Here is a 16,199-nt window from a genome sequence, read left to right as displayed (position 1 = left end):
CGCGAGGTTGTCGTAGTCGTCGGGAGAATTGATCCCGACGGTCCACGGCTGCCGACGACCCGGAGGTGACGAGTGTCCAACCCGATGGCCGGTGGCGGCATGGGCGGCTGGAGCATGCTCCGGTCGATGCGCAGCCGCGACGAGATCTCCACCCACCAGCTCAAGCGCGGCACCGCCAAGCGGATCGTCGCGTTCGCCCAGCCCTACCGGCGCGACATCATCGTCTTCCTGATCACCGTCGTGATCGCCGCGGTGATCGGGGTGGCCACCCCGCTGCTCGCGGGTGACGTCATCGACGCGATCGCCGGTGGTGGCTCCGACGCGGGCACCACCGTGGTCCGGCTCGCCCTGATCATCGCCGTGCTGGCCGTCGCCGACGCGCTCTTCTCGCTGGCCCAGCGGTGGTATTCGGCCCGGATCGGCGAGGGCATCATCCTCGACCTGCGCACCCGGGTCTACGACCACGTCCAGCGGATGCCGCTGCAGTTCTTCACCCGGACCCAGACCGGCGCGCTGGTCAGCCGGCTCAACAACGACGTGCTGGGCGCCCAGCGGGCGTTCACCTCGACGCTGTCCGGGGTGGTCAGCAACGTCATCCAGCTCGTGCTCACCGCCGGGGCGATGCTCGTCCTGTCCTGGCAGATCACCGCATTGGCGCTCGTGCTGCTGCCGATCTTCATCATCCCGGCCCGCCGGGTCGGCCGGCGGCTCGCCGAGATCACCCGCGAGTCCTACAACCTCGACGCCAAGATGAACGCGACGATGACCGAGCGGTTCGGCGTCGCGGGCGCCCTGCTGGTCAAGCTCTTCGGCTCGCCCGAGGTGGAGGCGGCCCGGTTCGCCGGCCGGGCCGAGCGGGTCCGCGACATCGGCATCCAGTCGGCCATGTACTCGCGCACCTTCTTCGTGGCGATGCTGCTAGTCGCCTCCCTCGCCCAGGCGCTCACCTACGGGCTCGGCGGCTGGCTGGCCGTCGCCGGCGCGGTCAGCGCCGGCACCGTGGTCAAGCTGGCGCTGCTGCTCACCCGCCTCTACGGCCCGCTCACCGCGCTCTCCAACGTCCGGGTCGACGTGATGAGCGCGCTGGTCTCCTTCGACCGGGTCTTCGAGGTGCTCGACCTGCGCCCCGGCATCGAGGAGAAGCCCGACGCCGTGCCGGTGCCCCGGGGCAACGGCCGGGTGGAGTTCCGCGACGTGCGGTTCCGCTACCCCAGCGCCGCCGACGTCTCGCTGGCCTCCCTGGAGGAGGTCGCCGCCCTCGACCGGACGGTCAACGAGCCGGTGCTCAAGGGCGTCTCGTTCGCCGTCGAGCCGGGGCAGATGGTGGCCCTTGTCGGCCCCTCCGGCGCCGGCAAGTCCACCCTCTCGATGCTGATCTCCCGGATCTACGACGTGACCGACGGCCAGGTGCTGGTCGGCGGGGTCGACGTCCGGGACGCCACGCTCGCCTCGCTGCGCGACGAGATCGGCGTGGTCACCCAGGATTCGCACCTGTTCCACGAGACCGTCCGCGAGAACCTGCGCTACGCCAAGCCGGACGCCACCGACGACGAGATCTGGGCCGCGCTGGCCGGCGCACAGGTCGCCGACCTGGTCCGCGCCCTGCCCGACGGGCTCGACACCACGGTCGGCGAGCGCGGCTACCGCTTCTCCGGCGGTGAGAAGCAGCGCATCGCCATCGCCCGACTGCTGCTCAAGGCCCCGTCGATCGTGATCCTCGACGAGGCCACCGCACACCTCGACTCGGAGAGCGAGGCGGCGGTGCAGCGGGCGCTGTCGGTGGCGCTGACCGGGCGTACCGCGCTGGTGATCGCGCACCGGCTCTCCACCGTCCGCGACGCCGACCAGATCCTCGTCCTCGACGAGGGGCGGATCGTCGAGCGCGGCCGGCACGACGAGCTGGTCGCCGTCGGCGGCCTCTACGCCGAGCTCTACCGCACGCAGTTCGCGGTCACCGACTCGCCGGCGGCGTACGCCCAGCCGGAGCAGCCGGAGCCGGTGGTCACCACGGTGCCGGTCGGCACCTACGTGGCACAGGAGGCGCTGCCGCCGGCCGCCGCCAACTAGCCGGCGACCGCGGCGCGCAGCTCGCCGAAGGCCGCGCCGAGCGTCTCCGGGGTGAAGTGCGCGTTGAGCCCGCTCGGGTTGGGCAGCACCCAGAGCCGGGCCGCCGCGAGCGGTTCCGGCTGCGGCCCGAAGCCGGCCTTCGGCCGGGCGAACCCGATCCGGTACGCGGTGACCCCGACCACCGCCACCCAGCGCGGCCGGTACCGCGCCACCTTGGCGGTCAGCTCCCGCGCGCCTTCGACCAGTTCCTCGGCGGTCAGCTCGTCGGCGCGGGCGCTGGCCCGGGCGACCATGTTGGTGATGCCCAGCCCGAGGCCGGGCAGCTCGTCCTGCTCGCTGGGGTGCAACTGGCGCGGGGTGAAGCCGCCCCGGTGCAGCGCCGGCCAGAACCGGTTGCCCGGGCGGGCGAAGTGCCAGCCGGTGGCCGCCGACCACAGGCCCGGGTTGATCCCGACGAAGAGCACGTCCAGCCCGGGCGCGATCACGTCCGGGAGGAGGCGGTCGGCGGCCGCCGCGAGCTGCTCCCGGCTGGGGCGCGGGTAGCGCCGGGCCGGCGACCCGGGCGCGGGGTCGGGCCGGCCGCCGGAGGGGCGGCGTCGGTCGCTCATCGGGGCGCCGTCACAGGCCGCGCAGCGCGCCGCCGTCGACCGGCACGGTCACCCCGGTGACGTAGCCGGCGGCGGGGGAGAGCAGGAAGGCGGCCACCCGGCCGAACTCGGCGGGGTCGCCGATCCGGCCCAGCGGGATCGACGCCTCCGCCTCGGCGCGGGCGCGTTCGGCGTCGCCGCTCGCGGCCAGGAGCTCGCGGTTGCGGTCGGTCATGATCCGCCCCGGCAGCAGGCTGACCACCCGTACGCCGCGCGGACCGTATTCGTCGGCCAGGTCCTTGGCCACCCCGGCCAGGCCGGGGCGCAGGCCGTTGGAGATGCCGAGACCGGGCAGCGGGCCACGCACCGAGGTGGACAGCACCAGCCCGATGGCGCCCCCGTCGGTGAGCGCGGCGGCCACCGTGCGGGCGGCCCGGACGCTGCCCAGGAAGACCGTCTCGAACGACTCCCGCCACTGCTCGTCGGTGATCTGGGCGGCGGTGCCCCGGGGCGGGCCGCCCACCGAGATCAGCGCCCCGTCGAGCCGGCCGAACTCCTCGCGCGCCGTTGCGACGAGCCGTTCCGGGGTGCCCGGGTCGGTGAGGTCGGCGGTCAGCCCGATCGCCCGCTCCGGCCCGCCGAGGGCCTCGACGGCGGCGGCCACCCGCTCCGGGACGCGGGACGAGATCACCACGCGGGCGCCGTCGGCGACGAGCTGCTCGGCGGTGGCGAAGCCGAGGCCGCCCGAGGCGCCGGTCAGCACGTACACCCGATCGGCGAGTCCGAGATCCATGGGGCCGATCCTGCCGTACCCGGAGGGCGCCTGCCACCCGCCTCAGCGCGGTGCCGGCCGGAGCAGGCGTACCCGGCCGGCGAGCTGGACCGCGACGGCGCCGCCGGCCCGGGCGACGGCCGGCAGCCGACGCGGCCGGGGAGCCGAGCGGCCGTCGTAGCGGGTGGCCGCCTCGCGGGCGGCCAGCTCCTCCGCGCCGAGCGGCGGCAGCGTGCCCCGGTCGCGCAGCTCCCGGGCCAGGTCCCAGCCGTCGCGCAGCGAGCCGTTGGTGGGGCGGCCGGCCGCCCAGCCGGCGAAGGTCGATGGCCAGGCGTCGCCGAGGCCGGCGGCGAGCAGCGGCCAGTGCCGGGCCACGTCGCCGGCCCGCTTGCGCAGCAGCGCCCGCCGCGCCGCCTCCACCGGGGTGGGGGCGAAACCGGGCGGCAGCGGCCCGCCGGCCACCAGCGCCGCGACCAGCGCGGCCTGCCGTGCGGCCAGGTCCCCGCCGGTCACGTGACCACCGGATGCCCGGAGGCGGCGGCGAGGGCGTCCAGCTCGCCGCGCAGCTCGGCCGCGGGTGGGTAGTGACCGTCGCGTTCCAGCAGCAGCGCCGGGGGACGGCGCCGCGCGCACAGCTCGCGGACCAGGCCGAGCACCTCGGCGGGGACCGGGTCGGTGTGCGTGTCGTGGTAGAAGCCGCCCTGCTCGGCGCCACCGGCCACGTGCACGTAGGCGATCCGGTCCAGCGGCAGGCGGTCCAGCAGGGCGGCCGGGTCGCCGCCCCGGTTGCGGGCGTTGGCGTGCACGTTGGCGACGTCGAGCAGCAGCAGCGCCCCGGTGGCGTCGAGGATCTCGGTGAGGAAGTCGGCCTCGTCCAGCTCGTCGTCCGGCCAGTCGAAGAGCGCGGCGATCGGCTCCAATGCCAGCGGCACGGGCAGCTCCGCCTGCGCCCGCCGCACGTTGGCCACCACCGCGGCCACCGCGTCCCGGCTGCGCGGCAGCGGCAGCAGGTGACCGGCCTCCAGGCCGCCGGCCCGGACGAACGCGATGTGCTCGCTGACCAGCGGCGCGTCCAGCGCCGCGGCCACCCCGGCCAGGTGCGCCACCCGGGCCGGGTCGACCGGCTCCGCGCCGCCGAGGGAGAGCTTCACCCCGTGGGGTACGACGGTGACGCCCCGCCCGCGCAGCTCGGCCAGCCCGTCGGGGAGCGGCCCGGCCGGAGCGACCGTCTCCGCGACCACCTCGACGAAGCGCAGCCCGGGCAGGCCGGCCACGAAGCCGGCGATCTCCGGCCGCCATCCGATGCCCACTCCGGACGGTCCGGCGGTCATCCGCCGCACCCGCCTCCGCCGCCGCAGCCGCCGCCACCCCCGCAGGAGCTGCCCCCGCCGCACGAGCTGCCGCCCCCGCAGGAGCTGCCCGAGCCGCCGCTCGTCCCCATCGCGTGGCGCTGGATCTCGGCCTGCTCGGCGAAGCCCGGGTCCATGGTCCAGAGGGTGGCGGTGCCGAACAGCGCCACGCCCATCGCCGTGTCGGACGGACCGTAGGTGGCGTACGCCGGTGCGGCGGAGGGGTGCAGCCAGGTGTGCTGGCGGCGCAGCTCGCGCAGCGCCCGGGTGGCCGCCCGGGTGCGCCACGGCACCCGGTTGAGCAGCAGGAACGCGATGAAGAGCGGCACCAGGGTGAGCATCAGCCAGCCGGCGGGGCGGCCGTTCGAGATGCCGACGAAGGCCCGGACGAAGCCGAGCGCCAGCAGGGCGCCGATCAGCATCGCGCTGCGGCGCAGTGCCGCCCGCCGCTCCTTGTCCAGCGCCAGGCCCCGCCGGACGAGGCCGTCGCGCAGCTCGTCGAGGGCGCGCCGGACCCACTCGTCCTGGCCCAGCTCCCGGGAGCGCAGGCGCCGGCTCGCGGCGTGGTGGATCGCCTGGTCGAGGGGGGTGACGCCGGCCGGGAGCGGGGCGCCGGTGGTGAGCCGCCGGTCGGGGCGCACGCCGACCGCGCCGGCACGGCGCAGCCCGCCGAGCGCGGTCCAGACGGCGAGCTGGTCGCCTCCGTTGAGGTACGCCGCCTGCTGCGGCCCGAGCGGTCCATCGTCGTGCACCGGAGTGCCGGCCAGCGCGCGCCACCGGTGGGCCAGGGTCGCGACGACCAGCACGACGGCCGCCACGAGGTACCAGCGGAGGAAGACGGGGCCGGGGATGCCCCAGGTGTCGCCCGCGAGGACTGTCATGCTCCGCTCCTGTCGCGAGGGGGTCGCGGCTCATTGTGGAGCAGGTCCGCCAGCGAGGATCTTCCCGGAAGGCCGAGTTACCGGACCGAGACCGGGGCCGGTCAGTGCCGGCGGACGGCTTCCTCGACCAGGTCGAGCACCCGGCCCAGGTCACCGGCGGGACGGCCCATCGCCAGGTGCAGCACGAGCCCGTCGTACGCCAGCTCCAGGAACTGGGCCAGCACGTCGATCGGCACGTCGTCGCGGAGCACCCCGGCCTCGCGCTGGCGGACCAGGCGCTCCCGGGTGGCCTCGGCGATCGCCGCCGAGCGTTCCGCCCAGCGCTTGGCGAACGCCGGATCGGTGCGCAGCCGCCGGGAGACCTCGAGCTGGCTGCCGAGCCAGCCGGTGGTGTCCGGGGAGACCGCCCGGGACAGCAGGTCCCGCATCACCTGGACCAGGCCGTTGCGGGCCACGGTCTCCACCATGACCGCGGCGTCATCCTCGGCCACCGCGAGGAAGAGGGAGTCCTTGTCCCGGAAGTGGTGGAAGATCGCGCCCCGGGAGAGCCCGGTGGCCTCCTCCAGCCGGCGGACGGTGGCACCCTCGTAGCCGTGCCGGGCGAAACACGCCCGTGCGGCGCCGAGGATCTCCTGTCGGCGCGCGTCGAGCTGGTCCTGACTTACTCTGGGCACGGAACGATCGTTCCAGGCGGACCCGGCTGATGCAAACCGTACGTACGGCTTGAGATGCGGTCTCGCAAGATCGGCACAGTGGGCCGCGCCGGTTAGGATCCTCCGGTGACCCAGGTCGTGTCCCTCCCCACCCGTCCGCTGACCGTGGCCGCCGTGCAGGCCGAGCCGGTTCCCGGTGACGTCGCCGGCAACGCCGCCACCGCCGCCCGCCTCGTCGCCCGGGCCGCCGGCGCCCGGGTGGTGGTGCTGCCCGAGCTGTTCCTGCCCGCGTACCACCCGCCGACCCTGGGCGCCGACCCGACCGGCACCGACGTGGCCGCCGATCCCGAGGGGCGGGTCGACGACCCGCGGCTGGACCCGCTGCGCGCGGCTGCCCGCGAGGGCGGGGCGAGCGTGGTGATCGGCGCCGCCGTCCGGCACCCCGACCGGCGGCGCACCATCACCTCGCTGGTGGTCGACCCGACCGGCGCGGTCACCGCCGCGTACGACAAGCAGCAGCTCTGGAGCGGCGAGCGGGAGCTGTTCGACGCCGGCCGGCGGGGCGCCACGCTGCTGGTCGACGACTGGCGGTTCGGCCTCGGCATCTGCTACGACGGCTGCTTCCCAGAGCACGGCCGGGCGGCCGCCGCGGACGGCGCGCACGGCTACCTCTGCCCGAGCGGCTACCTGGCCGGCTCGGAGCACCGTCGCGACCTCTACTACGCCGCGCGCGCCCTGGACAACACCATGTACGTGGTGTTCGCCAATGCGGTCGGCGGCGCGGACCCGTGGCGGTTCAACGGCGGGGCCGCGGTCTACGAGCCGGAGGGCCGGCCGCTGGCCCGGGGCGCGGACACCGGCGAGGACGTACTGGTGGCGACCCTCGACCCGGCCGCCCTGGGCGCCACCCGCGCGGCCCACAGCATGCTCGCCGACCGCCTGCCCGACCAGGGGCTCGCCCGAACGACGCTCGTCGGCTGACGGACGACCGGGTGCGCTCGGGCCTGTCGGTGGCGCACCCCGGTCCCGTAAGGTGCGCGAGTGCCGTTGCTCCTGCTCGATCTGGACAACACCCTGCTCGACCGCGAGGGGCCGTTCCGTGCCTGGGGTGAGCGGTTCCTGGACAGCATCGGCGCGCCGCCCACCGACATCGACTGGTTGCTCTCCGTGGACGCCGACGGCCTGACCGACCGGTGGGACGTCGCGGACGCCATCCGGGACCGGTACGGGCTGCGCATGCCCTCCATCGACCTGGTCGAGGAGCTGCACGACGGCGTGGTGGCGTTCACCAGGCTGGACCCGCTGGTGGCCTGCGCGCTGCGGATCGCCGACGACGCCGGCTGGGTGCCGGTGGTGGTCACCAACGGCACGTCACGGCAGCAGGACGCCAAGATCCGCCGGACCGGGCTGGACCGGTACGTCGCCGACTGGGTGATCTCCGAGGAGGCCGGGGTCAGCAAGCCGAACCCGCGGATCTTCGCGCTGGCCGCCCAGCGGGCCCGGATGCCGCTGCGCGGCGCCTGGGTGATCGGTGACAGCCCGGAGGCGGACATCGGCGGGGCGACGGCGGTCGGGCTGCCGAGCGTCTGGCTGCACCGCGGGCGCCGCTGGCCGGACACCCGGTTCGCGCCCACCCGGACGGCGGACGGGCTGATCGCGGCGGTGGCCGCGGTGCTGGCCGGCTGAGGCGGAAATTCGGTTGACCCGTTTCGGGCCGCCCGTGACCATGGTGCGGCGCGAGGGCGTAACCGGGCGGTGCCCGGTCGAGGAGAGGAGGTCGGTCATGGCCGTCTTTGCAGGGTCGTATCGCCTGCCTCCACCAGCCTCGATCGAAGGACCGATCCACCCGTGCGCGATCACGAGTTCCCGGCGCCGCAGCGCCGTGGCCGCGGCAAGAGCCGCTTTGACGACGACGAACCCAACTACCTGAAGCGGGGCCGGCACGCCGAGCCGACCCTCGCCGACCCCGATGCCGAGCCGGACGCGGAGGACCGCTGGTCCTCCTGGGACCAGGCCGTGCACGGGCCCGAACCCCACCCGGACTGGCTGGTCACCGAGCTGGCCGCGAAGGACACCGAGCTGGGGGTGCTGAAGACCGGCAAGGAGGCGGACGTTCACCTGGTCCGCCGGGCCGTGCCGGACACCGGCCGCGGCTGCCTGCTGGCGGCCAAGCGGTACCGGGACACCCAGCACCGCCTCTTCCACCGCGACGCCGGCTACCTGGAGGGGCGCCGGGTGCGCCGGTCCCGGGAGATGCGGGCGATGGCCGGCCGGACCTCGTTCGGCCGCCAGATGATCGCCGGGCAGTGGGCGGCGGCCGAGTTCGCCGCGCTCGCCCGGCTCTGGGAGATCGGCGCCGCCTCCGGGCGGATCGCCGTGCCCTATCCGGTGCAGCTGCTCGGCACCGAGCTGATGCTGGAGTTCGTTGGGGACGCCGAGTCGGGCCAGGCCGCGCCTCGGCTGGCCCAGCTCCGGCCCGAGGGCGCCGAGCTGCGCGACCTGTGGGAGCAGCTGGTCGACGCCCTGGTCGTGCTGGCCCGCGCCGGGTACGCACACGGCGACCTGTCCCCGTACAACCTGCTGGTGCACGCCGGGCGGCTGGTCATGATCGACCTGCCGCAGGTGGTCGACGTGGTGGCCAACCCGCAGGGGGCGGAGTTCCTGCACCGGGACGTCCGGGTGGTCGGCACCTGGTTCGCGGCCCGCGGCCTGCCGGCCACGGACACCGACCCGGAGGCGCTGACCGAGGTGCTGCTGCGGGAGGCGGGCATCCGCTGAGCGCGCCGCGTCCCGGGCGGGAGCAGTCCCGCCCGGGACGCCGGCACGTGGCGGTTTTGCCGGCCCGTCACTGGAGGTAGCGCTCGACCTCCGTCACGGGGCGCTGGCCCTGGGCCTCCGGGTCACCGTGCGCCTGGCGGGCGGCGCGGCGGCGGCGGAGCAGGTCCCAGCACTGGTCGAGGGATTCCTCCAGCGCCCGCAGCCGCTCCCGGGCATCGTCGTCGGTGCCGGCCTCGTGCTCCTGCGCGGCGGCGCGCAGCCGGTGCTCCTCGTCGACGAGTTCGGAGATCCGGCTCAGGATGGTCTTGTCGTCCATGCCCGAAGCTTGGCACAGGGGGCGGGCACGCGCCCGCATTCTGGCCATGGAGCCGCCGGCGGCCGGCTCGGCGGGGCGGGGCCGGTCCGGGGACCGGCACGCCTGGCGTGCCACCCGCCGCGCGGCGCGGACCTGCGCCGGGAGCCGGGTGCGGCGTCCACCATGGAGGAAGGGCCCGCGCCGGAAGCCTTCCGGCGTGACGCAAATCCCACCGGCTCCATTGTCGACAGCGGGATTGCTGCGCAGTGAGATATTTTCCTGTCCGTCTTTTGATCCGTCGTTCAGGATGGCATGCTCGCGGGCAGCGTCACGGGTCATGACGACGTCGCGACCCTGAGTACAACTGAGGGAGCCATTCACGTGGACGAGTCGCCGGCCGAGCCCCGGCCCACCGGGCGGCCCCACCCCGTTCCCCTGCGGCAGATCCTGCCCGGCCTGCTCCGCGACCCGGCCCGCGCGCTGATCGACGTGGGCAACCGCACCGGCGGCGCGCTCGTCCGGCTGAACCTGGGATCGTTCCGCCCGTACCTGGCCACCCACCCCCGGCACGTCCAGCACGTGCTGCGCGACCGCGCGGACAACTACGAGCGGGCCGGCGACGGGCTGTTCTGGCGCCCGGTCAAGCGCCTGTTCGGCGAGGGCATCCTCGGCGAGGGGCAGATCTGGTCGGCCAGCCGCCGGATGCTCCAGCCGATGTTCACCGCCAAGCGGGTGGAGGCGCTGATCGACGGCATGGCCGACGCGATCCGCGACGCCGTCGACGAGCTGGACGAGCCGTTCCGCAGCGGGCGCCCCGTCGACATCGGCGCCGAGCAGGCCCGGATCGTCAGCCGGGCGATCATGCGGGTGCTCTTCGCCGACAAGATCTCCGTGCCGGACGCGCTGCGGGTGATCGACGCGCAGGACGTCATCGCCACCGCCGTGATCCCCCGGATCGTCGTGCCGTTCGCCCCGCTCTCCCTGCCCATGCCGGGGGACCGCTCGTTCCGCCGCGCGGTCCGCGTCGTCGACGAGGTGCTGGTGCCGATCGTCCGGGAGACCCGGGCCGTGGCCGACCAGGGCGACGACATCATCTCCACGCTCTGGCGGGCCCGCACCGACGACGGCCGGCAGCTCGACGAGCGGCAGGTCCGCAACGACACCGTGGCCATGTTCGCGGCCACCACCGAGACCACCATCAACGTGCTCACCTGGGCCTGGCCCCACTTGGAGCAGCGGCCCGACGTCGCCGACCGGCTCTACACTGAGATCGACCGGGTGGTCGGCGACGAACCGGTCCGCCGCGAGCACCTCGCCGACCTCACCTACACCCGGATGGTCCTGGACGAGCTGCTCCGGCTCTACCCGATCGGCTGGATCATCCCGCGCCGCGCGGTGGCCGCCGACGTCATCGACGGCGTGCCCATCGAGGCCGGGGCGACCATGGTGGCCAGCCCGCTGATCACCCAGCGGATGCGGCAGTTCTGGGACCGGCCCGACGAGTTCGACCCGGAACGCTTCCGGCCCGAACGGGTCCGCGCCCGGCACCGGTACGCCCACTTCCCGTTCGGCGGCGGCCCCCACCAGTGCCTCGGGATGTACCTGTTCTACCTGGAGGCGCAGCTCATCCTCGCCACGATGCTCAGCCGCTACCGCTTCCGGCTGCGCCGCCCCGGCGTACCCGGGTTGCGGCTGGCCGCGGCGCTGCGGCCCCGGGAGCGGGTCGAGCTGACCCTGCTCGCCGCCGACCGCCGGGCGGAGCCGGCATGACCGGCGGGGAGGTGTCGGACCCGGTCGCCGCCGCGGCGGAGCAGGGGCGGATCTGCGCGCTCGCCGCCAAGGGCCAGCGCGACCTGCAACGGTGCGCAGCCCGCCACACCGAGCTGTTCCCCGGCCGGCCTTTCGACGCGGCGCTGTTCAGCAGCATCTCGCTGGCCATGACGTTCAGCGCGCCCTGGTGCACCGCCGAGGAACTGGCGGTGACCAACCGCGCCGTGCTCTGGGGCTTCGCGGTCGACTGGCAGGTGGACCACCTGGCGGCCTCGCGGTCGGAGGTCGACCGGATCGTCAAGTCCTGCCTCGCGGTGGTCGACGGCGCCGCGCCCGACGACCCGCTCGGCCGGTTCCTCGCCGAGCTGCGCGACGACCTCGCCGCCACCCCGGCCTACGCCGAGCTGCGCGGGGCGTGGCGGGACGCCATGGAACGCACCCTGGACGCGATGGCCTGCGAGTGGGAATGGAAGCAGGCCGACCACCCCACCCTCGCCGACTACCTGGCGAACGCCGACAACCTCGCCGCCACGGTCGTGAACGTGGCGCACTGGATCCACACCGGAGACCCCGGCACGCACCGCGCGCTGCCCCGGCTGATCGCGGTGAGCGACGAGGTGCAGCGGGCCCTGCGGCTGGTCAACGACCTCGGCACCCACCAGCGCGACCGGGAGTGGGGCGACCTCAACGCGCTCATGCTGGTGGACGACCCGGCGGAGATCGAGCGACGCCTTGCGGAGCAGGTCGACCACTGCCGGCGGCTGCTGGCCGACCTCGCCCCCGACTGCCCCCGGCAAGCCGACTTCCTCGCCCGGCAGCTCGGCTTCACCAGTGGGTTCTACCGGCTCACCGACTTCTGGGGCGCCCGGTGAGCCTCACCGCCGGTCGCGCGCCGGTCACCCACCCCGACGACCGGCGCGCCGGGCCGGTCCGGGACCTGGTCGCGGCCATGGTGGCCAACCCTGCGGGGGAGACCTCCGCGTCGGTCTACGAGACCGGCCGGCTGGTCGGCCTGGCGCCCTGGCTGCCCGGCCACGACGTCCGCGTCTCCTGGCTGCTCGACCGGCAGCGCGCCGACGGCGGCTGGGGCGGCCCCGGCGGGTACGCCCTGGTGCCCACGCTGAGCGCCACCGAGGCCCTGCTGACCGTGCTCCGCCGCGGCGACCACGGTCCGGCCGCGGCACTGGCCGGCGCGGCGCACCGGGGCCTGGCCTTCCTGGCCGGCGCCCTCGACGCCGGCACCCCGCCCGACCTGCCCGCGACCGACCTGATCCTGCCGGCGCTACGGGAGGCCGTCGAACGGCACCTCGCGCAGCCTCCGGCCGGGCTGGCCGAGTGGGCCGGGGCGCGCCTGCCGCTGCCGGCCGGTCTCGACCCGGGCCGGCTGAACCGGGTACGCGGCCTGCTGGCCGCCGGCCGGCCCGTCCCGGAGAAGCTGGCGCACGCCCTGGAGGTGGGCGGCGAGCAGGCCCGCCGGGCGGCCGGGGTACGGCCCGCCGAGGCGGGTGCGGTCGGCGCCTCGCCCGCCGCGACGGCCGCCTGGCTCGGTCGCCCCGATCCCGGCCCCGCCCTGGACTACCTGCACGCCGTCGGCGGGCGCGGACCGGTGCCCTGCGCCAGTCCGATCACCGTCTTCGAGCGCGCCTGGGTGCTCGGCATCCTGGCCCGGGCCGGCGTGCCGCTGACCGTCCCCGAGTCGCTCGTGGCCGAACTGCGGGCGGCCGTCGGCGTGGCGGGCGCGGCCACCGGGCCCGGGCTGCCCGCCGACGCCGACACCACCTCGGTGACCCTCTACGCGCTCGCCCGGCTGGGCCGGCCGCTCGACGTGTCCCGGCTCGACCCATATGACACCGGCCGGCACTTCTGCACCTGGCCGGGGGAGGACGGGGCGTCGGTGACCACGAACGCGCACGTGCTCGACGCCCTCGGCCAGCACCCCGCCCACCTCGGCGTCGCGGCCACCGTGGACCGGGTCGCCGGCTGGCTGGTCGAGCGGCAGGAGCCCGACGGGCGGTGGGGCGACCGCTGGCACGCGTCGGCGTACTACGCGACCTACTGCGTGCTGTTGGCGCTCGCCGACCACGCTCCGGGCGCCGCGGCGCGGGCCGCCGTCGACCGGGCCGTGGGCTGGCTGCTGGAGACCCAGCGTGCGGACGGCTCCTGGGGGCGGTGGGGCGGCACCGCCGAGGAGACCGCGTACGCGGTGCTGGCGCTGGCCGGCGCCGGGCGGCCGGAGGACACCCGGGTCGCCGCGGCTATCGTGCGGGGACGGCATCGACTGTCCGAGTGGGACGGACGCGCCGACGGGCCGGCGTTGTGGCACGACAAGGACCTTTACCGTCCGACACTGATCGTGCACGCGGCCGTGCTGGCCGCGTCCTGGTCAGACGGCGAATCCGCCGGCGCCGGCAACACCATGATCAGGATCGCTTGAATGGAGTTCACGACGGCTGCTAGCGTGCGCCGGAGTCGATCGGATTTCGGACTGATCGAATACCGGGCCAGGACGGTGTGATGGGTTCCCGCAGTACGAATCTCCGTACGAAGATCATCGCCCTGCTGGCGTCCCTGATCGCCCTCTGGGCCTTCGCGGCGTGGGTGACCGTCCGGGACGGCTTCAACCTGCTGGGTGTGCAGGCGCTCAACGCGCGGGTCTTCGAGCCGAGCGACCCGCTGCTGCTCCAGCTCCAGAACGAGCGGCGGCTGTCGCTGCTGTACCTGGGACAGTCCGACCCGGACCAGCTCCAGGAACTCGTCGCGCAGCGGCAGCGCACCGACGAGAGCGCCGCGGCGCTGTGGCGCTCCGCGCAGGACTGGCGCACCGAGGTCCCGGCCAGCGACGAGCTGGAGCAGCGCATCGCCGACCTGAAGACCGAGGTCGAGCAGCTCGGCGAGGTACGCGCCGAGGTGGGCCGCAAGACCATCGACCGGACCGCGACGCTGGCCGCGTACAACGAGGCGGTCGACGCCATCTTCGGGGTCTTCGACGCGCTGGGCGGTCTGGACGACGACGAGATCGCCCGGGACACCGCCGCGCTGATCGACCTGAACCGGACCCGGGAGCTGCTGTCCCAGCAGGACGCGCTGCTCACCGGAGCGGTGGCTGCCAACCGGATGACCCTGTCCGAGCAGACCGCCTTCGCCCGGCTGGTCGGCGCCCAGTGGTTCCTCGCCGACCGGACCGCCCGCGACCTCGCCCCGACCGACCGGGCGCGCTACCAGCAGATGACCGAGGGAGAGGCGTTCCGGCAGCTGCGCACCCTCCAGGACCGGGTGCTCGCGGCCAAGGGCAGCGACGTGCGCCCGCCGGTCACCGCCGCGGCCTGGCAGGCCGCCGCCAGCCGGTCGATGGAGGACCTGCGGGGCGTGATCATCGCCGGTGGCGACGACATCGTCGCCCGGGCCACCCCGGTCGCCGTCGGCGTCATCCTCCGGCTGGTGCTCGCCGCCGGCCTCGGCCTGATCGCCGTGGTCGCGTCCGTCGTCGTGTCCATCACCACCGCCCGGGCGCTGGTCCGGCAGCTCGAACGGCTGCGCGAGGCGGCGTTCCGGCTGGCGAACGAGCGGCTGCCCAGCGTGGTGGAGCGGTTGGGCCACGGCGAGGAGGTGGACGTCGCCCGCGAGGCGCCGCCGCTGCAGACCGGCGACGACGAGATCGGGCAGGTCGGCAAGGCGTTCAACGCCGTGCAGGAGACCGCCATCCGGACCGCCGTCGAGCAGGCCGAGCTGCGCCGCAACGTCCGCGAGGTGTTCCTCAGCCTGGCCCGGCGCACCCAGGCGCTGGTGCACCGCCAGCTCACCCTGCTCGACTCCATGGAACGCCGGGAGCACGACGCCGAGGAACTGGAGGACCTGTTCCGCGTCGACCACCTGGCCACCCGGATGCGGCGCAACGCGGAAAACCTGATCGTCCTCTCCGGCTCGACGCCGGGCCGGGCGTGGCGGCGTAACGTGCCGATGGTCGACGTGGTCCGCGGCGCCGTCGCCGAGGTCGAGGACTACACCCGCGTGACGGTGCGGCCGCTCGGCGCGGTGTCGCTGACCGGCCGGGCCGTCGGCGACGTCATCCACCTGCTGGCCGAGCTGATCGAGAACGGCCTCTCCTTCTCGCCGCCGCACACCACGGTCGAGGTACGCGGCCAGCTGGTGGCCAACGGCTTCGCCATCGAGATCGAGGACCGCGGCCTCGGCATGGGCGCGGAGGAACTGGCCGCCGCGAACCGGCGCATCGTGGACCGGTCCGAGCTGAACCTCGCCAACGCCGCCCGGCTCGGCCTCTTCGTGGTCAGCCGGCTCACCGAGCGGCACGGCGTGAAGGTACAGCTCAAGGAGTCGGCGTACGGCGGCACGACGGCGGTGGTGCTGATCCCCATCGAGCTGGTCACCCAGGACGGGCCGGACCCGAGCACCTCCGGCGGCTTCCCGGTCGGCACCGGGCAGCCCGCCCCGGCCGCGCCCGCCCTCACCGCGGCGCACGGCCCGACGGCCGAGCCCGTCGGCGACCGGCCCGCCGCCGGGGTGGCGGTGGCCGAGAACACCGGCGTCGCGGAGGCCGTCGAGGAGGGCACGGAGCAGACCGACCCGGCGCCCGAGGCGGATGCGGACGAGCCCCGGCTCACCCCGTCCGGGCTGCCGGCGCGTACCCGGAAACGACAGCCCGCGCTGACCGAGCCCACCGCGGCGCTGACCCCGGTGGACGCCCGGCCCACCGACCCACCCTCGGCCGGGGCGGCGGACGCCGCGTCCCGGACCGACGGCGGTCTCCCGGTCCGGGTCCGCCAGGCCAACCTGGCGCCGGAGCTGCGGCACGACGCGTCCACTCCGGACGACGACGAGGACGACGACACGGTGCGCCCGCCGGAGCAGGTGCGCCGAATGATGAGCTCCTACCAGAGCGGCACCCGACGCGGCCGGACCGACGCGGCCCGGCTGCTCGGCGGGGCGCACGAGGCCGGCGCGCCGGACACCGGCGACGGTCAGGCGAGCTAGGGACGCCGATCCGGCGATCCCGCACGAGCACGGCACACCAGCCGGGGGAGAAGAGGAC

15 protein-coding genes are annotated in these 16,199 nt (G+C 75.1%); 8 read left to right on the top strand and 7 right to left on the bottom strand.

Going from position 1 to position 16,199, the window contains the following annotated elements:
- Positions 1 to 84 precede the first annotated feature (84 nt).
- The gene (locus tag AB0F68_RS28610) at positions 85 to 2,067 is read left to right on the top strand and encodes an ABC transporter ATP-binding protein (RefSeq protein WP_357343862.1); all 1,983 of its coding nucleotides are present in this window, start codon (positions 85 to 87) and stop codon (positions 2,065 to 2,067) included.
- On the opposite strand, the gene mug is transcribed toward AB0F68_RS28610, so the two are convergent.
- From mug to AB0F68_RS28580, 6 genes are all read right to left on the bottom strand, one after another.
- Positions 2,064 to 2,675, bottom strand: a complete 612-nt coding sequence (gene mug / locus AB0F68_RS28605; protein ID WP_357343801.1) for a G/U mismatch-specific DNA glycosylase — start codon at positions 2,673 to 2,675, stop codon at positions 2,064 to 2,066. The two genes, AB0F68_RS28610 and mug, sit on opposite strands and share 4 nt — an antisense overlap.
- Before the next feature lie 10 nt (positions 2,676 to 2,685).
- Positions 2,686 to 3,447 carry an SDR family oxidoreductase gene (locus AB0F68_RS28600; protein ID WP_357343799.1) on the bottom strand — a complete coding sequence of 254 codons (762 nt, stop codon included), beginning with the start codon at positions 3,445 to 3,447 and terminating at the stop codon, positions 2,686 to 2,688.
- 42 nt (positions 3,448 to 3,489) lie between these two features.
- A complete protein-coding gene (locus AB0F68_RS28595) occupies positions 3,490 to 3,939 on the bottom strand; it encodes a hypothetical protein (protein WP_357343797.1) in 450 nt (149 codons plus the stop codon).
- Entirely contained in the window at positions 3,936 to 4,757 is an 822-nt protein-coding gene (locus AB0F68_RS28590) for a DUF692 domain-containing protein (RefSeq protein ID WP_357343795.1), read from the bottom strand. The genes AB0F68_RS28595 and AB0F68_RS28590 overlap by 4 nt, the downstream gene beginning before the upstream one ends.
- Positions 4,754 to 5,656 carry a TIGR04222 domain-containing membrane protein gene (locus AB0F68_RS28585; protein WP_357343793.1) on the bottom strand — a complete coding sequence of 301 codons (903 nt, stop codon included), beginning with the start codon at positions 5,654 to 5,656 and terminating at the stop codon, positions 4,754 to 4,756. Before AB0F68_RS28585 ends, AB0F68_RS28590 begins: the two co-directional genes overlap by 4 nt.
- A gap of 101 nt (positions 5,657 to 5,757) precedes the next feature.
- Positions 5,758 to 6,330, bottom strand: coding sequence for a helix-turn-helix domain-containing protein (locus tag AB0F68_RS28580; RefSeq protein WP_357343791.1), 573 nt, complete (start codon positions 6,328 to 6,330; stop codon positions 5,758 to 5,760).
- Between the two features lie 105 nt (positions 6,331 to 6,435).
- Here AB0F68_RS28580 and AB0F68_RS28575 point away from each other — a divergent pair, with 105 nt between their 5' ends.
- From AB0F68_RS28575 to AB0F68_RS28565, 3 genes are all read left to right on the top strand, one after another.
- Positions 6,436 to 7,290: a carbon-nitrogen hydrolase family protein gene (locus AB0F68_RS28575; RefSeq protein WP_357343789.1), complete on the top strand. Its 855-nt coding sequence runs from the start codon at positions 6,436 to 6,438 to the stop codon at positions 7,288 to 7,290.
- A gap of 60 nt (positions 7,291 to 7,350) precedes the next feature.
- Entirely contained in the window at positions 7,351 to 7,995 is a 645-nt protein-coding gene (locus AB0F68_RS28570) for an HAD family hydrolase (RefSeq protein WP_357343787.1), read from the top strand.
- A gap of 162 nt (positions 7,996 to 8,157) precedes the next feature.
- Entirely contained in the window at positions 8,158 to 9,087 is a 930-nt protein-coding gene (locus AB0F68_RS28565; RefSeq protein ID WP_357343785.1) for an RIO1 family regulatory kinase/ATPase, read from the top strand.
- Between the two features lie 67 nt (positions 9,088 to 9,154).
- Here the strand turns inward: AB0F68_RS28565 and AB0F68_RS28560 are convergent, their stop codons facing one another.
- Entirely contained in the window at positions 9,155 to 9,403 is a 249-nt protein-coding gene (locus tag AB0F68_RS28560) for a DUF2630 family protein (protein ID WP_357343783.1), read from the bottom strand.
- Positions 9,404 to 9,763: 360 nt separating this feature from the next.
- On the opposite strand from AB0F68_RS28560, the gene AB0F68_RS28555 reads away from it, so the two are divergent.
- The 4 genes from AB0F68_RS28555 to AB0F68_RS28540 all read left to right on the top strand — a co-directional run bounded on the left by AB0F68_RS28555 (position 9,764) and on the right by AB0F68_RS28540 (position 16,141).
- Complete coding sequence (locus AB0F68_RS28555; RefSeq protein ID WP_357343781.1) at positions 9,764 to 11,152, top strand: cytochrome P450; 1,389 nt, start codon at positions 9,764 to 9,766, stop codon at positions 11,150 to 11,152.
- Positions 11,149 to 12,024 carry a terpene synthase family protein gene (locus AB0F68_RS28550; RefSeq protein ID WP_357343779.1) on the top strand — a complete coding sequence of 292 codons (876 nt, stop codon included), beginning with the start codon at positions 11,149 to 11,151 and terminating at the stop codon, positions 12,022 to 12,024. Before AB0F68_RS28555 ends, AB0F68_RS28550 begins: the two co-directional genes overlap by 4 nt.
- The gene (locus AB0F68_RS28545) at positions 12,021 to 13,586 is read left to right on the top strand and encodes a prenyltransferase/squalene oxidase repeat-containing protein (protein WP_357343777.1); all 1,566 of its coding nucleotides are present in this window, start codon (positions 12,021 to 12,023) and stop codon (positions 13,584 to 13,586) included. The genes AB0F68_RS28550 and AB0F68_RS28545 overlap by 4 nt, the downstream gene beginning before the upstream one ends.
- A gap of 80 nt (positions 13,587 to 13,666) precedes the next feature.
- On the top strand, positions 13,667 to 16,141 hold the full coding sequence (locus AB0F68_RS28540; protein ID WP_357343775.1) for a nitrate- and nitrite sensing domain-containing protein: 2,475 nt from the start codon (positions 13,667 to 13,669) through the stop codon (positions 16,139 to 16,141).
- The last annotated feature ends 58 nt before the right edge of the window (positions 16,142 to 16,199 follow it).

Origin of the sequence: Micromonospora sp. NPDC023966 (genome assembly GCF_040639095.1) — a bacterium.
Classification (GTDB): domain Bacteria; phylum Actinomycetota; class Actinomycetes; order Mycobacteriales; family Micromonosporaceae; genus Micromonospora.
Note: the sequence above shows the minus strand (reverse complement) of the source record. Positions and strands in the feature narration are given on the sequence as shown.

Excerpts from the sequence above, each read along its gene's own strand:
- AB0F68_RS28610 (WP_357343862.1), top strand. The coding sequence starts at position 85 with ATGGCCGGTGGCGGCATGGGCGGCTGGAGCATGCTCCGGTCGATGCGC.
- mug (WP_357343801.1), bottom strand. The coding sequence starts at position 2,675 with ATGAGCGACCGACGCCGCCCCTCCGGCGGCCGGCCCGACCCCGCGCCC.
- AB0F68_RS28600 (WP_357343799.1), bottom strand. The coding sequence starts at position 3,447 with ATGGATCTCGGACTCGCCGATCGGGTGTACGTGCTGACCGGCGCCTCG.
- AB0F68_RS28590 (WP_357343795.1), bottom strand. The coding sequence starts at position 4,757 with ATGACCGCCGGACCGTCCGGAGTGGGCATCGGATGGCGGCCGGAGATC.
- AB0F68_RS28585 (WP_357343793.1), bottom strand. The coding sequence starts at position 5,656 with ATGACAGTCCTCGCGGGCGACACCTGGGGCATCCCCGGCCCCGTCTTC.
- AB0F68_RS28560 (WP_357343783.1), bottom strand. The coding sequence starts at position 9,403 with ATGGACGACAAGACCATCCTGAGCCGGATCTCCGAACTCGTCGACGAG.
- AB0F68_RS28550 (WP_357343779.1), top strand. The coding sequence starts at position 11,149 with ATGACCGGCGGGGAGGTGTCGGACCCGGTCGCCGCCGCGGCGGAGCAG.
- AB0F68_RS28540 (WP_357343775.1), top strand. The coding sequence starts at position 13,667 with ATGGGTTCCCGCAGTACGAATCTCCGTACGAAGATCATCGCCCTGCTG.